The organism is Chondromyces apiculatus DSM 436 (assembly GCF_000601485.1).
GTDB classification, from domain to species: Bacteria; Myxococcota_A; Polyangia; order Polyangiales; family Polyangiaceae; genus Chondromyces; species Chondromyces apiculatus.
Window position 1 is genome coordinate 1 of the sequence record NZ_ASRX01000128.1, and the last position, 15,121, is coordinate 15,121.

At 71.5% G+C, this 15,121-nt stretch carries 12 protein-coding genes and 1 pseudogene; 8 read left to right on the forward strand and 5 right to left on the reverse strand.

Features of this window, described 5'->3' with window-relative positions; all coding sequences use genetic code 11:
* Positions 1-330: pseudogene (locus tag CAP_RS54705) on the reverse strand (phosphorylase); the annotation flags it as partial.
* Positions 331-575: 245 nt separating this feature from the next.
* Positions 576-1,739: a hypothetical protein gene (locus tag CAP_RS42295; protein ID WP_044252118.1), complete on the reverse strand. Its 1,164-nt coding sequence runs from the start codon at positions 1,737-1,739 to the stop codon at positions 576-578.
* A 674-nt stretch (positions 1,740-2,413) separates the two neighbouring features.
* Here CAP_RS42295 and CAP_RS42300 point away from each other — a divergent pair.
* Entirely contained in the window at positions 2,414-2,935 is a 522-nt protein-coding gene (locus CAP_RS42300; protein ID WP_052376898.1) for a cupin domain-containing protein, read from the forward strand.
* A 723-nt stretch (positions 2,936-3,658) separates the two neighbouring features.
* On the opposite strand, the gene CAP_RS42310 is transcribed toward CAP_RS42300, so the two are convergent.
* The 3 genes from CAP_RS42310 to CAP_RS42320 form a co-directional block, all read right to left on the reverse strand.
* Positions 3,659-4,042 (reverse strand): hypothetical protein, encoded by a 384-nt coding sequence (locus tag CAP_RS42310; protein WP_044252123.1) that lies wholly within the window; start codon positions 4,040-4,042, stop codon positions 3,659-3,661.
* Between the two features lie 211 nt (positions 4,043-4,253).
* Positions 4,254-5,948, reverse strand: coding sequence for a DNRLRE domain-containing protein (locus CAP_RS55515; RefSeq protein WP_156041656.1), 1,695 nt, complete (start codon positions 5,946-5,948; stop codon positions 4,254-4,256).
* Positions 5,949-6,238: 290 nt separating this feature from the next.
* The gene (locus CAP_RS42320) at positions 6,239-6,469 is read right to left on the reverse strand and encodes a hypothetical protein (protein ID WP_052376900.1); all 231 of its coding nucleotides are present in this window, start codon (positions 6,467-6,469) and stop codon (positions 6,239-6,241) included.
* A 140-nt stretch (positions 6,470-6,609) separates the two neighbouring features.
* Here CAP_RS42320 and CAP_RS42325 point away from each other — a divergent pair, with 140 nt between their 5' ends.
* The 7 genes from CAP_RS42325 to CAP_RS42355 all read left to right on the forward strand — a co-directional run bounded on the left by CAP_RS42325 (position 6,610) and on the right by CAP_RS42355 (position 14,512).
* Positions 6,610-8,535, forward strand: coding sequence for a hypothetical protein (locus CAP_RS42325; protein WP_156041657.1), 1,926 nt, complete (start codon positions 6,610-6,612; stop codon positions 8,533-8,535).
* Positions 8,536-8,795: 260 nt separating this feature from the next.
* Positions 8,796-9,050, forward strand: a complete 255-nt coding sequence (locus CAP_RS42330) for a hypothetical protein (RefSeq protein ID WP_231512023.1) — start codon at positions 8,796-8,798, stop codon at positions 9,048-9,050.
* On the forward strand, positions 9,047-9,922 hold the full coding sequence (locus tag CAP_RS42335; protein WP_044252128.1) for a hypothetical protein: 876 nt from the start codon (positions 9,047-9,049) through the stop codon (positions 9,920-9,922). The genes CAP_RS42330 and CAP_RS42335 overlap by 4 nt, the downstream gene beginning before the upstream one ends.
* Before the next feature lie 42 nt (positions 9,923-9,964).
* Entirely contained in the window at positions 9,965-10,264 is a 300-nt protein-coding gene (locus tag CAP_RS42340) for a DUF2288 family protein (RefSeq protein WP_044252130.1), read from the forward strand.
* A 19-nt stretch (positions 10,265-10,283) separates the two neighbouring features.
* Positions 10,284-11,117: an expansin EXLX1 family cellulose-binding protein gene (locus CAP_RS42345; protein ID WP_156041658.1), complete on the forward strand. Its 834-nt coding sequence runs from the start codon at positions 10,284-10,286 to the stop codon at positions 11,115-11,117.
* Positions 11,118-11,154: 37 nt separating this feature from the next.
* Positions 11,155-13,476, forward strand: a complete 2,322-nt coding sequence (locus CAP_RS42350) for a CapA family protein (RefSeq protein ID WP_052376901.1) — start codon at positions 11,155-11,157, stop codon at positions 13,474-13,476.
* Between the two features lie 232 nt (positions 13,477-13,708).
* Positions 13,709-14,512, forward strand: a complete 804-nt coding sequence (locus tag CAP_RS42355; RefSeq protein WP_052376902.1) for a M23 family metallopeptidase — start codon at positions 13,709-13,711, stop codon at positions 14,510-14,512.
* Positions 14,513-15,121 lie beyond the last annotated feature (609 nt).

Genomic DNA, 15,121 nt, shown 5'->3' on the forward strand with positions numbered 1-15,121 from the left:
CATGACGCCTGGATTGGGCGCCCAAGTCGAGCCTAGTGTCACCTTATCTTGACGCCCGGCGCAGATCCCGCTCATCGCGAGACAGCGCGCAGGTTGCTCCTGAATGAGCAAGCTCGCCGTGGCCTGAGCATGCTCGCGCCCCATGTGCGTCGCCCATGTCGTTCGGATGCGCAGTGGTTCACCGCTATGCGTGGTGAAACTCCCGTCCGCCACGATCCAGTCTCGTGGTCCGACATGCTCCTCCCAGCCTGGCGTAAGAATCCCCTGGGTGACGGCGAGGACTTGGTCGTACTCGTCCTTCATCGCGCAGAGGAGCAGAACGTCAATCATCGTGGCCTCCTTCTGCATCTACCTCTCTTGCAGATCTTCGGCTCTTCACCGGAGAGTCCGTTGAGCAAAGCTGCGTGCAGCATCGCGGAACCATCAGTTCACGCCAACCGTCGTATGCACGCTCATGCTCCCCCATCTCTCGCCTCCTACCCGGGCGACTGCCCTTCCGCAAGCCCGGTCCGGGCGATGCGCGCGCGCATCGCCCATCTCGACGACCACGCCGCGACCGCCGGGGCCGCCGCCGCTCACCTGGCAAGGATCGCGGGCAAGCTGGTCGGCGATCCGGTCCGCGGTGCGAGGCCGGCCGCGGAGGGGGGCTGCGCCGAGAATCCGCCGATGAACCTCGTCATCGGGTCGGATGCGCTCCGCCGGGGGAGAGAGAGGCAGAAGACGTTTGCCGCGGACATGGAGCGCTGGGAGAGCGTCACGCTCGGGACCGATGTTCCGGAAAGCGCGGGCACCTGAGCGCTGGACAGCACCTGGGCCACGTTCGGCCCCGACGTCTCGGGTGACACCGGCCCCGGCGTGCGAGGTTGCGCCAGGAGCTGCGCCGGTGGCTGGATCGATAGCGATGGGCTCGGCTCGGCCTGCACCGGGCGCGGCGCGCTTTCGGAAGGCGACGGCGACGGCGACGGCGACGGCGACGGCGACGGCGCGGCGTGGGTCGAGGGTCCGCGACCGCGCAGGGCCCGCAGGTGAAACAGCGCGGCGAGTGCCGGGGAACCAAGGTGCCGCGAGGCGGCGACCGCTGCCCGCCGGGCGATGCGCGCGAGGGTGATCACCAGCCCCGCGAGGAGGCGCACCTGCTCGGTCTCGGTGAGGGTGCTGCGCCCCGCGCGCGCGTCGATGCTGCCGTGCAGTGCGGCGAGGGTTTCGGCGAGATCGGCGCGCAGGTGCGCCCCGCCGCGGCTCTCGGTGGCGACGACCACGGCCGGCACCTCCAGGAGCTTGCCCACGGCGCCGAGCTGGAGGGCGAGATCGAGATCCTCGCGGGGACACCGGCGCGTGGTGACGAGGAGACCCGAGATGCGGTGGGCTGTGGCGAGGGCGGCCTCGGTCCCCTCGGCCCGGAGTGCGTGGCTCGCCGCGTGGAGGACGGCGCGGGCGCGCTGGCGCTCGTGGCGGGCACGGGTGAAGGCCAGCGCGTGGCCCGCGGTGGTGGCGTGGTTGCGCCCGCGGACGGTGCCGCGGTCGGAGAGCGCGCGCTGGAGGGTCTCGTGGGCGTCGGCGAGCTGCGCGGCGTCGCCCGCGCCGAAGCCGTGGAGGGCGAGCGCCGGCGCGTGCACCTGCAAGGCGTGGAGGTGCTGGTCCGCGAGCGCGAGGGCGGCGTGGGGTCCGGCGTGCTGGCCGGCGCGGATGCAGGTGTCGCGCACGTCGGGCGCGAGGGTGGAGAGGTCGAGGAGGGGCATGGCGGTCGGTGCTCGGGGTGAGCCGGCAGGGAGGTCCGGTGAGGGGACAACGCAGGCGCGCTGCGGAGACTTCCAGGGTGTGTCGCGAACGCGCGAACGCAAGGGCGCAACCGGTGTGCCAGCAAGCGGGGAAGACTCGTCGGGGTGCGGGCGTGAGGGCGCCGACTGCGGGAGCCGCCGCGCGGTTTGCGGGAGCAACGAGGGTAGCTGCGGGAGCGGACGCGCTGCCTGCGGGAGCGGACACGTTGCCTGCGGGAGCGGACACGTTGCCTGCGGGAGCGGACGCGCTGGCTGCGGGAGCGGACGCGCTGCCTGCGGGAGTGGACGCGCTGGCTGCGGGAGCGGACGCGCTGCCTGCGGGAGCGGACACGTTGCCTGCGGGAGCCCACCCTCCACCTGCGGGAGCCTCCCTTGCACCTGCGGGAGCCGCGCGCCTCACCCGAGAGTGCCGACCACCCCATGCGGGGATGCACGGAACGACTGCGGAGCGACGACCGCCACCTCCGATCGGGCCGTCTCGCACCGCGGGCTCCCCTCCGCGAACTGCACGGCTCCCCAGCTCTTCGCCTGGGCGCGTGCGCCTTCCTGTCGGCGACGCCTGGGCCGTTGGTGCGCCCGCGCCTTCTCGTGTCACGCTGCGCTCCCGGCCTGAAGTGCCGGCGAGGAGGTCACCCGTGTCCAGCGAGAAGCCCGAGGGAGGAACCAACCCGCACCTGATCCGCGCCAATGACCGGGCGAAGGTGCCAGGTGGACCCGTGTCTCATCCCCTCAATCCCCGCTCCGAGGTCCACTGCACGCTGCTCAGCAGGGCCACGGGGCTCTCGCGGGTGGGGGTCAACCTGCTGCGCGTCCCGCCGGGGAAGGAGTCGTTCGCGTACCACCGCCACGAGTGTGAGGAGGAGTTCCTCTACATCCTCTCGGGCCGCGGGGTCGCGGAGATCGGGGACGAGGAGGTCGAGGTCGGGCCCGGTGATTTCCTGGGGTTCCCCGCGCCGTCGGTGGCGCATCACCTGCGCAACCCCTTCGACGAGGAGCTGGTCTACCTCTCCGGCGGCGAGAGCAAGCAGCTCGAGGTCGCGGACTTCCCGCGGCACGGCAAGAGCCTGGTGCGGCGGGGCGAGAAGATGGCGTTCGTGGAGTCGAGCGCGTTCGGCGGGCTGTGGGTCGAGAAGGGCAAGGACGAAGGCGCGACGTGAGCGAGCGAAGACGGCTCTCGCTGTGGAAGTCCGAACGATTGCCGTCGGTGACCACGACCTCGTAATTACGCGCAGACGTCGCGGGGACCTCTTCTTTGGAGGGGCGAGCAGAAGCAGGCGGCAGCTTGCAAGAGCGTGCGGGCCACGGCGCACGGGTGCTAGAATTGCCTTTGCGCATGGCCACGCCCGTCCTCAAAGCCAGTGCCTACCTCGCAGAGATGTAGGACCTCACGACACCGCCGTCCGCCGGCCGGTTGGAGTGGATCGTCGCCGACCTCAAGAGGATGCTCCAGACGGCATCCATCGATCCCGCTCCGCTCCATGCCGCGCTCGCGAGGGCTTACCAGCACCTCGGACGTCACGAGAAAACGCTCCAGGATGAGCATCCGCCGAGCGTGATCCAGAGCGCGTCCAACGAGCCGATGGCAGTGCTCGATCAGGTAGCCATGCGCAGGCTCAAAGCCGCGGTGGCGAAGGCGCTCGCGTTCGGCCATGCCCTCTTCGATGCCTCATGCACACATTTCGCTGTCGGAAGCGCACCTCGACGGAGCTGGGCCGCGCGATGTACACCCGACCCGCAGGGTCATCCTCGTGGTCCACCGCCGTGACGAGCAGGCGCCGGCGGCGCGCGTGCTGCTGGAGGTCGTCGCGGGGCTGCGGGGGGAGCGCGAAGGAGCGGGGCGCGCCGGCACGGGCCAGCGCGCGGCGAGGTGCGGCGCGGGCTCAGGACTCGTCGAGCTGGTACTCGAGGTCGTCCCAGATCACCGTCTCCGTGTCGGGATCGTAGGTCCCGCTGTACGACGGGCTGCCGCCGCCGTTCATGGTCAGCGCGCCGTCGTCGCAGGTGACGGTGCCGCTCTCGCCGACATCGGAGTGCATCCACATGAGGGTGAGGGCGCCTTGCTCGTCCTCGTCGAAGTCGAGCCGCCAGTGACACAGGACCACGCCGTTCGGGCCGAGGCCACACTCACCCTCGGTGACGGAGAGGAACGACTTGCCCACGAGCGCGGCGCAGGCGTCGTCGCCTGCCGGGGTCTGCTCGCCTCCATCGCTGCCGCCGCTCCCGCTGGTGCACCCGGCGGCTCCGAGCAGGAGGCCCGCGATCATGCAAAGGACTGTCTTCATGGGGTGCCGTGGGCTGCAAACCGTGTGCCCTGACCACCGGCGGGGGCGGGGCGTCACGGGGGCGGGGGATGGGAGCGCGGGAGGGAGCAGGAAGCGCGGAGAAGTGAGGGGATTTGCGGGGTGGTCCTGTGCCGGGCTGTGCCGGACCACTCCGAGGCGGGACCGGGCTGCCCTTGCGTGCAGGAGCGGGCGGTCACTGATCCATGTCGGCGGGGTAGTAGCAGATGTCGAGGCGAGGGCGGTCGGCCTGGGTGGTGTACTCGCTCGACCGGATCTCGGTGCGGTCGGTGGTGCTCACCAGGGCGATGCCGTCGTTGGGGTAGGCGCTGTCGATCCAGCCCTGCGCCAGGGCGGTGAGGTCGACGGAGGCGGTGCCGGCGCTGGCGGCAGGCGCGGCGAGCGTGGCGAGGACGGCGGGGTCGTAGCTGCTGGCGTTGTTCCAGGTGAGCGTCGCCTCCTGCCAGGGGGCGAGCATGCGGTGGACGTCGATGGTGCCGCTCGTCGACTTCCAGGAGTAGGAGAGGGTCAGGGTGGCGGAGACGACCTCGGAGCCGGAGGGGATGAAGGAGAGGTCCTGCTCGATGTACGCGGTGGCGTTGACGCCGTTCCTGGGGCCGGTGAGCAGGTAGGGGTAGGCGCCGTAGGAGTAGCTCGGGCTGTCGGACTTGATGGACGAGTCCTGGACGCCGCCGAAGAGGCCGCGCTGCACGGTGACGCAGGCGAGGTCGCAGGCGTTGCCGATGCCGTCGCCGTCGCTGTCGGTCTGGGCAGGGTTCGCGACGTCAGGGCAGTTGTCGACGTCGTCGGGCACGCCGTCGCCGTCGGTGTCGATGAACGGCTGCTGGAAGTCGGGCACGCCGTTGCCGTCGGTGTCGAGGACGGTGTAGTTGAGGACGCCGGAGTCGGCGGGGGTCTCGACGCTGTCGGGGAGGCCGTTGGAGCCGTAGGGGCCAGCGACGATGCCGTCCTCGCCCGCGAGGCCGTGGCCAGCCTCGATGCCGTCGGGGATGCCGTCTTCGTCGGAGTCGTTGTCGCGGGAGTCGGGGAGGCCGTCGCCGTCGGTGTCGACGGTGCAGCCAGGGGTGAAGGCGATGCCGTCGAGGAAGTTGCCGACCGCTCCGTTGCCGCCCGCGGAGCTGATCGAGGCGAAGGCGAAGCGGGAGACGGTCTGGCCCGCAGGGACGGTGTACGTGCCGGTGACGAGCTGCCACGCGGCGGTGCCAGTGGTCACCTCACGGAGCTGCACGGGGGCGTCGGGCGCGCCGACCGAGAACGCGAGGGTGTCGTTGCCGGCGCGTCCGCGGTGGTAGAAGCGGTAGAGGTAGACCTGGCCAGGCGTGGTGGCGATGTCCTGGTAGAGGGTGGAGGCGTAGTTGGCATTCAGCTCGGCGAACTGGCCACCGTCGGCCGCAGGGACGCCGAGGAAGCCGGTCCCCCAGAGCTCGAAGACCTGATCGGGGGCCGTGGTCTCCCAGCCAGGCATGTGCGCCTTGCCGATGAGCTGGTAGACGCCGTCCGGGATGTCGGGCAGCTCGAAGCTGCCGTTGGCGAGCGAGAGCGCGGCGGAGTTGCACTCGACGGCGTTGGGGATGCCATCGTTGTCGAGGTCGAGGTCTACGGGGTCGAGGACGCCGTCGCCGTCGGAGTCGGCGCTGAGGGGGTCGAGGCCGAGGGCGATCTCGTCCTCGTCGCTGAGGCCGTCGCCGTCGGTGTCGGGGCCGAGGGCGGCGCTGTGCTCGCCGACGTTCTCCGCGGCGAGGCCGGCCACGCTGTCGTCGTCGGCGTCAGCGCCACCCGGGTCGATGCAGCCCATGACGAGGGCCGCGCACGAGATGCTGCCAGTGCTTGCGAGTACGAACCGGATACGACGCCACTTCCCGTTGAGCATGTTCATTCTCCTCGGGGAGAGCGACATATCAAGGCACGTGCCACGAGAGAGGCAGCACCGGAGATGCGGAGGGAAACGGCGGGGAAAGAAGCCTTTTCGCGGGCAACTGGGTGGGGCTTCAATGAAACGATGACGCGGCAGGGGGCGCGCGCGTGGGCGCGATGCAGGGGTCAGATGCTGTCCTGCGGCCTCGCTGTGATGCCCGAGGGGATGCCCGAGGTGATGCCCGAGGGCCTCAGATGAAAAGTGTGGTCAGGGAAACGTGAAGAGAGCGGCGTCGGTGCGCGGCTTCAGCTCTCGGGGTCGAGGAGCTGGGCGGCGTCGCGGATGACGGCGGCGCGGCGAAGGAGGCGCTCCAGGTGGGCGAGGTCCGTGTAGACAGAGCGCCGCTCCTCGTCGAGGTCGGCATCAGCTTCGAGGAAAGCCAGGGCGACGGCAGCGCCAGCTTCGCTCTGGCCGTGCGCCATGACGGAGAGCACGGCAAGCTCAGGGGCGGCGCGCGCCTCGTCGGGGGCGGTCACGACCGGAACGCTCCGGGGACCGAGCACGATGACGGTGGCGTTTCGGGCGCGGAAAGTGGGGGCGGGAGCACCAGAGCAGCAGGGGCGCGGATTTGCACGAGAACTTGGCCGGGGGGCGGGGGGCGTGGGAGGGGTGAGGGATGCTCCCCGGGTTCTCCCCGCGGCTCTCCAGCCGGTTTTTGCGTGGTTTCGCGCGCCTCCCGCGGTGGGGGGTGGTGCTGGCGGCGTTCGTCGTGAGCGTGGGGGTGCCCGGCGTGGCGCGGGCCTGGGTGGAGGTGCACGTCGCAGGGGACGAGGCGCGGGTGACGGTGGAGCGCAGCGGCGCGGCGCGCGTGCAGCACAAGGTGACGCTGAAGATCAACGGGGGGCCGCTGCGCGCGTTCGACGTGGCCGGGGTGGATCCGGACGCGGCGCCGGAGGCGGATGCGTACGTGGTGCCGCTCAAGGATGCGCAGCGAAGCTCGCTCGCGTCGGCGTCGCCGGTGGTGATGGAGATGCTGCCGCGCGAGAAGCCGCGCGACGATGGGAGCTTGCCGCCGCCGGTGCTGCGGGCGCGCTTCGATGGCAAGGGGCTCGGGCGCGGCGTGTACGTGCTGTTCTTCCGGTACAAGACGGAGCTCGGGCAGCGGTCGCTCCTGCGGGAAGAGGGGGCGATGACCCGGCTCACCTGGTCGGGGCCGGTGTGGGACGACGGGCTCGACACGATGCGGACGGTGTTCCAGGTGCCGGCGGCGCCGACAGAGCCGCGGCTCGACGAGGCGGCAGGGGCGCCGGAGGACGAGGGGCTCGCGCCGCCGATGACGCTGTCGACGGTGCGGCGAGGGCGGGAGCACGATGAGCTGGAGCTGGTGAGGCCGTACGCGCCGAAGGGGGAGGCGGTGCGGTGGGCGCTGCTCGCGGATGCGCGCGCGTTCAAGCCGGTGGTGGAGGCGCCAAAGGCGGGGCCGGCGCTGCCGGTGCGGGCGTTCGAGGCGGCGACGGCGTGGACGCCGGACCGGGAGAAGACGCTCTACGCGGTGGCAGCGGTGGCGCTGTTCGCGGTGTTCACAGGGCTCGTGGCGGCGAAGGTGCGGGAGGTTTCGCGGGTGAGCGAGGCGGCGGGGGTTTCGCCGCGGCCGCTGGTGCCGATGCCGCTGCTGGCGCGGGCGCCGCTCGCGGGGGCGACGCTGGTGGCCGGGGTGACGCTGGAGCTGATCCTGAAGTCGGGGACGGCAGGGGCGGTGCTCGTGGCGGCGGCGACGGCGCTCTGCGTGCACCGGACGCCGGTGTGGCCGCGGGGGGCGATGCTGCGGGGGCCAGGGAAGTGGCTGCCGGTGGCGGAGGCCGAGGCGCTGCGGATGCCGCCGCGGCCGCGAGGGGTGCTGCTCGACGTGAGCACGCGCGCGGGCAAGGGGCTCTTCGTGGTGCTGCTCGGGGCGCTCGGGGCTGGGGTGTGGTTCGCGTGGCAGCGGTCGCCGTACCACGCGCAGCTCCTCGGGCTCGATGTGGTGGCGCTGCTCGGGCTCTTCTGCACGGGGCGCCTCGGGGAGCTGCCGCCGGATCCGGCAGCGGCGCCGATTCCGCTGCTGCGTGAGGTGTCGCGGCGGGTGAAGCGGGGGCTGAAGGGGGTGGAGGCGCGCGTGGTCGGCAGGATCCGGGTGCCGGACGGGACGCCGGACGCGGACGAGATCCGGCTGGGGATCGCGCCGCGGGCGGCGCTGCCAGGCTTCGTGGGGATCGAGGTGGGCGTGGTGTACGCGCCCGGGGCAGGTGGCGCGCTGGCGATGCCGGAGGTGCTGCTGCGGGTGACGGCAGGGTCGCCGTGCGAGGAAGCGGTTCTGCGGCTCGCGGTGAACGCGCGCGCGGCGCGGGGGCGGAGGCCGGAGGAGCGGGTGCTGTCGTTCACGCCACGGCTGCCGACGGCGCGGATGACGGCGGCGATCGCTGCAGCGCTGGCGCGGGCCGTGGTGGCGCCAGAGCCGGTGAAGGAGACGCCGCAGAAAGACGCGCGGGGTCGTGCGCAGGCAGTCGCTCGGGAGCAGGCGCGGCGGAGCCCGAAGAAGGTGGCGACGCCAGCGGCTGCGTGAGCGCAAGATCTGCGGGGGCGGTGTGAGCGCAAGACCTGCCGGCTGCGGCAATCCGCCGCGGAGGGGCGGGTTTGATGTGCGGGGTGACGTGCGGGGTGACCTGCGGGATGACGTGCGGGATGACGTAGGGAAAGCGCAGGTACGGTAGGCCCTGTTGGTCTGGTTCGACCTGATCTCGACGTCGAAGAGGCGCAAGCAGGGCGCTCGTCGCGGACGGGTGTGTCATAGTGCCCCCCGATGAGCGCGCAAGGGATTGCCCGATGATGCAGCAGGGGTGTGCGAACCCCATCGCGGACAGCATCGCTTCGCGTCTCGCGGTGTACCTCGGGCCACACACGGCGCGGAACGCGGTGAAGACGTTCTCGATGAAGGCGCTGGGGCGAGGGCCGGACACGTTGACGGCAGAGGATGTGCCGAGGCTCGCCGATGCGCTGCGCCCGGTGCTCCGCACCTTCGTGGGGCGGGCCCAGGCCGAGGTGATCGTGGAGCGGATCGCGAGGAAGAGCGGGTCGTGATCAACAGGCTGCTGGTTGCGCTGCCAGTCGTGCTGGTGGCCGCACTGGCAGGCGGCGCGGCGGTGGTGGATGACCCGGCAGGGCGCGATGCGCTGACGACGGGGGCGTCGTACGGGGTGAAGCTCTTCGGGGCGGCAGGGGCGCTCGCAGCGGCGCTGGCGTTCGAGCGGGGAGACTACCTGCGGCGGGCGTGGGGGCTGCAGGCGCTGTACATGCTGCTGCTCGCGCGCGACGCGGTGCTGCGGGGGATTCCGGCGGGGTCGCCGGTCCTCGGGGTGCAGGTGGAGCTCGTGGACGGGGTGGTCGTGATCGTCGCCAACGTGGCGGGCGTCGCGGCGGCGTGGATGATGGCGCGGGCGTGGGCGGAGGCGGGCTTCGAGATGCCCGCGCCGCGGTGGCAGAAGCTGCTCGTGGGCGGCGTCGCGCTCGGGGTGGCGGTGGGGTGCATGGGCGCGCCGCTGGTGCACGACATCCAGGCGCTGGCCGGGGGGGATCTGTCGCGGATCAAGTCGGTGGTGTCGACGGTCGCGGACATGGCGTCGACGAGCCTGATCGCGCCGGTACTGCTGACGGTGCTGGCGATGCGCGGGGGGATCCTGGTGTGGCCGTGGGGGATGTTCGCGGCGAGCATGGTGTGCTGGCTGGTGTTCGACGCGGGGAGCCTGGTGATCGACGTGGCAGCGCTGCGGGCCTCAGGGTCATGGACGCTGGTGGCGTGGGAGGGCTCCCGGGTGCTGGCGTGCGGGTTCGCAGGGGCGGCGGGGCTCGCGCAGCGGGTGGCGATCCGGTCGCCGCAGCTCGTGGCCGAGGTGCCGCTCGATGCGCTCGACGTGCCCGACGCGCCCGACGGAGACAAGGCAAGCGTTGAGTAAGAGGCGCGGCAGGGGACGTCGTACCCGGTCTATGCTGCCGGCATGCGCGAGCAGATCGAGAGGACACTGGGCGAGGTGCTGTGGAGCGATCTGAGGGCCCACGTCGCGCGGGACGCGGTGATCGTGGTGGGCGAGGAGATCGATCTGCTCGACGCGGGGGAGGCGCTGGCGAGGAACGTGGTGGCGGTGGTGGAGCCGTGGATCGCGGCGGGGAAGGTGGCGAAGCCGACGGCGGATGAGCTGTTGCGGTGGTCGCAGGCCGAGGGGCTGCACTTCCAGGCGGTGGTGGTGGCGCCCTTCGTGCTGGTGCGGCGGCCTCGGGAGGCGCACGCCGGCGGGTAGAGGTGGTAATCTCGGGCCCATGGGTGCTCGGTGGCGCGTGGGTGTCGTGGTGCTGGGTTGGGTGGGGTGCGTGGGGATCCTCGCGGCGTGCGGCGACGATGGGAGCGCCCTCGAAGACGGGGGCTCGGATACCGGCGCGGGGGCCGGATCGGCAGGGAGCGGGGCCGGATCGGCAGGGAGCGGGGCCGGATCGGCAGGGAGCGGGGCCTCGGGTGCAGGCGCTGGGCCCGGCGGGGGGTGCGCGCTGGAAGAGGAGACGCACTCCGGCGAGGGGACGTATTACGCGGCGGATGGGTCGGGGAACTGCAGCTTCCCTCCGTCGCCCGGGGACCTCTTGGTCGCGGCGATGAACCAGACGGACTACGCAGGGTCCGCGGCGTGCGGTGCATGCATCGAGGTGGAGGGGCCGGTAGGGACGGTGACGGTGCGGATCGTCGACCGGTGCCCGGAGTGTCTGCCGGGGGACGTGGACATGAGCCCGGAGGCGTTCGCGCATGTGGCGGCGATGGAGTCGGGGCGGGTGCCGATCACCTGGCGGTACGTGGGGTGCGGGCTCTCGGGCTCGGTGGTCTACCACTTCAAGGACAGCAGCAATCCGTGGTGGATGCAGGTGCAGGTGCGGAACCACCGCTACCCGATCGCGGAGTTCGCGGTGCGCACAGAGGACGGGCAGTACGTGGCGCTCGCGCGCGAGAACCACAACTACTTCACGGGAGAAGGCCTCGGTGAGGGGCCCTTCACGTTCCGGGTCACGGACACGCTGGGGAACGTGATCGAGGACGCGGGGATCCCGCTGCTCGACAACGCGGAGGCGCCAGGCGCGGCGCAGTTCCCGGCCTGCTCGGCGATGTGAGTGCGGCTCTGGGAGGGGTGGCGGTATCATCGGCCGCATGACCGTCACTCCGTTCCTGCAAGGCTCTCTGGGTTCGATGCGCGGCGCCGGTAAGGCGCTCCCCTTCGCTGCGGCGGTGCTCGGGGGGCTCGTGGGGGCGCCCGGGGTGGCGCGGGCGCAGTATGCGTTCAACACGAGCGAGGCGAACTTCGACGCGATGTACGCGGCGGAGTCCATCGCGCTGACAGGGATCGTGGTGAACGAGGCAGGGGCGCCGGTGAGCGGGGCCGTGGTGAGCACCGTGGGCTTCGGGTCGGCGCTCGGCAACGATGGGCTGACCGCGACGACGGACGCGGCAGGGGCGTTCGCGTTCCCGGTGCTGGCGCGGCGGTCGGTGCTGCTCAAGGTGACGCACGGGAGCTACTACACGGAGGTGGTGGCCACGGATCTGCACCGGCCACTCGCAGAGGACGACGCAGACGCGGGAGAGGTGGTGCTGACCCAGAAGAAGGCAGGGCGGGCGCGGCTGATCTTCGGGGGCGACAGCATGTTCGGGCGGCGCTTCGAGGACGGGGACGATGACGGGATCCTCGGGGAAGAGGGGGACGTGATCCGGCCGTCGGCGCGGGCGACGGACGCGACGCGGTTGATGCGGTTCCTGGCCGATGCGCTGGGCTCGGGGGACTACACGTTCGTGAACCTGGAGACGCCGGTGACGGCGTACCCGGAGACGCCACACCCCTACAAGTCGTTCGCGTTCTCGTCCCACCCGGACACGCTGGCAGGGCTGATCTCGGCGGGCGTGGACGGGGTGTCGCTGGGGAACAACCACGTGTACGACTTCCTGGAGCCAGGGATGCTCGACACGCTGGCGAACACCTCGAACGCGGGGCTCGACTGGTGCGGGGCGGGGATGACCGAGACCGAGGCGAAAGGGTCGGTCCTCTACCGGACGGTGGGTCAGGGGGTGCAGATCGCGCTGCAGGGGTTCAGCCAGCTCGTGAACGACGGGACGACGAACCCGCTGTACTCGCTGGTGGCGCGGGACGGGCAGCAGCTCAAGGGCGGGGCGCTGGAGCTCTCCGTGGCAAACCTGGGCGGGTTCCTGAGCGAGGAGTCGCCAGACCGGGCGGCGATCCCGGTGCTGCACGGGGGGACGGAGTACTCGGAGTACCCGAGCGCGACGATCCGGGCGCGGCTCGTGCAAGCGGCGACGCAAGGGGCGGCGCTGGTGGTGGCGCACCACCCGCACGAGGTGCAAGGGGTGGGGGTGGTGCAGGTGGGGGGGAAGCCGAAGCTCGTGCTGACGTCGCTCGGGAACCTGGTGTTCGATCAGGATGTCTTCGAGACGTTCCAGTCGATGATCGCGGTGGTGGACCTGGATCAGTCGGCGCCAGGGACGCAGACGGTGCGGAAGGTGCAACTGGTGCCGCTGCACATCGAGGGCTACACGCCGAAGCTGGTGGGCGGGGCATGGCTGGCCCGGGCAGGGCGGGAGCTGGGGCACCTGTCGACGACGATGCCAGCATCGGCGAGCGGCGGTGGGCAGCCAGATGGGCTGACAGGCGCAGTGGTGTTCCCGGCAGGGAACCGGGTGCTGGTGGCGGCAAGCGCGAGCGCGTACACGACGTCGGACGTGGCCGCGCCAGTGACGGTGCCGCTGTCGGGCGGGGCGACGCCAATCCTCGAGTACCCGCGGATGGAGGCCGCCGACATGCTGGCGCGGGTGCAGACGAGCACCGCGATGAGCTGCGAGACGGGGCGGGAGCTGTCGCTGTACGGAGACTTCGAGGATCTCGACGTGGACGAGACGTTCTCGGAGGGGTCGATGTGGGATCAGACGACGTCACGCTTCGTGCAGAACAGCGTGACGCGGAGCGGGACAGGGGCGGCGGTGCTGCTGCGGCTGTCGTCGAACAGCGGGAACGCGTCGACGTGGATGAAGAACCGGGTGAAGTTCACGCCAGGGAAGGCGCTGTCGCTGCGGGGATACATGAAGGGGAACAACGCGGGGCAGTTCCAGGTGCAGGTGTACTGGTACACGAACTCCGGGGCGAACGTGTCGAACACGGTGGTGCTGACGCGAGGGGGCGGGACGTACGAGTGGGAGCCGTTCTCGGTCAACCTGACGGCGCCCGCAAACGCGGCGTCGGTGCGGGCATACTACCGGGCACTGCCGCCAGCATCGGGCGAGGCGCAGACGTTCGTGGACGATGTGTCGCTCGTGCAGTGGGAAGGCAACACGACAGCCGCTGGAGCGGGGTGGAACGTGCCGTCGCCGAATACGTGGGGCTTCGTGCGCTGCTCGGGGGGGAGCGGGAGCAGCGCGCAGGTGACGCTGACGCACCGGTTGTACGCGGCGGCTCCGATGACGCTGTGAGCACGCGGTGAGCACGCTGTGAACACGCCGTGAGCACGCCGTGAGCACGCCGTGAGCACGCCGTGAGCCAGAGGCGCGGGCGCTCGCGGGGAGACGTGGTACCGTGAGCGCCGCGATGAGGTCGAGCTGCCTTTCCCGAGGGTCGTTGCACGGGGGCGTCGGTGTGGCCGGCGCGCTCGTGGTGGGGTGTGTTCTCGCAGGGTGCGGGCCCGGGGAAGGGCCAATCTGGCCCGTGGGGGGAGATCCGCAGCGGCTGTCGTCGACCTTCGGGCCACGGCTGCAGGTCGGGCGGGAGATGGCGTACGACTTTCACCGGGGGATCGACATTCCAGCACCGGAAGGGACGTCGGTGCTGGCCATCGCGGACGGGGTGGTGACGCGGGCCGGGGACGACGCGGGGTACTCGGACACGATGGTGCAGGTGGAGCACTGCGGGGACGATGGGTGCCGGTGGAGCAACTACCTGCACCTGGCAGAGGCCTGCGTGGAGGTGGGGGACGAGGTGGACGCAGGGGACGTGGTGGGGCTGTCAGGGATCGCGGAGAGCGGGGACGAGCAGCTTCACTTCGAGATCCGGGAGGGGCGGTCGACGCAGGGGTATGCGGTGCATCCGCTGCGGGTGCTGCCAGGGCTGCAGTGGGCGCCACCCACGGTGTCGATCGTGGCGGTGGATGAGGAGGCTTCCGGGGGGGCGGCGGTGGAGGTGGAGGTGGGGACGATCGGGGTGGATCCGGCGCTGGTGCGGGTGGAGGTGGTGACGCGGGATCGGGGGACGGATGCGACGCTGGGGGAGCGGGTGTTCGATACGGAGGCGTGGAACCGGGAGTACACGCTGGAGGAGGATCCGGGGCTGATCGATACGCCGGAGATTGATGGGATCCGGGTGGAGCCGGCGCCGTTCACGCATGGGTCGGTGGCGTATGGGCTGCGGGTGCGGTTCAGTGGGCTGGGGGCGGTGAGTGCGGGGAGGGAGATGGGGGTGACGGTGAAGGCGGTGGATGCGTATGGGGTAGTGAGTGAGGCGTCGCTGCCTTGAGGCGGGGAGATGAGGGCGGAGGGATGAGGGCGGAGGGATGAGGGCGGAGGGATGAGGGCGGAGGGATGAGGGCGGGGGGATGAGGGCGGGGAGCTGGGGGGCAGGAGAGTCGTTGGCTGGGGGATGAGCGTGGGGTCGGTGGGGCCGGCCCTCGGGGGAGGATGGCGGGGAGGGCGCCTGCCCTGCGGCGCGCCTGGGGGCGTGCGCGGCGTCTCCTCCGGGGCCGACGCTGTGGCGGGCCTCGGAGCTGGCCCGCCTCCGCTCTGGCCCCTGCAGAGACGCCGCGCACGCCCCCAGGCACACCTCCGGTCCGGCGCCCTCCCCGCCACCCTCCCCCGAGGGCCTACGGTGGCTCTGGGCTTTGCGGCTGCAGGCGGGGTGCAAGGGGGATGGTCGGCGCCGGCCTACGGTGGCTTTGCGGCTGCAGGCGGGGTGCAAGGGGGATGGTCGGCATGGGAGGGTCGCGCTGGGGCGACATCACCCTTGAGGAAGGGGCGTTCACCAGCGCGGCGGGGCGCGCAGCAGCTTTGCCGGTTGGCTCAGCGCCTGGAGGGCTGGAGGGGAGAAGGGGGGCGCGCGGAGTGGCGGGCGGGGGTGATGGATGAGGGG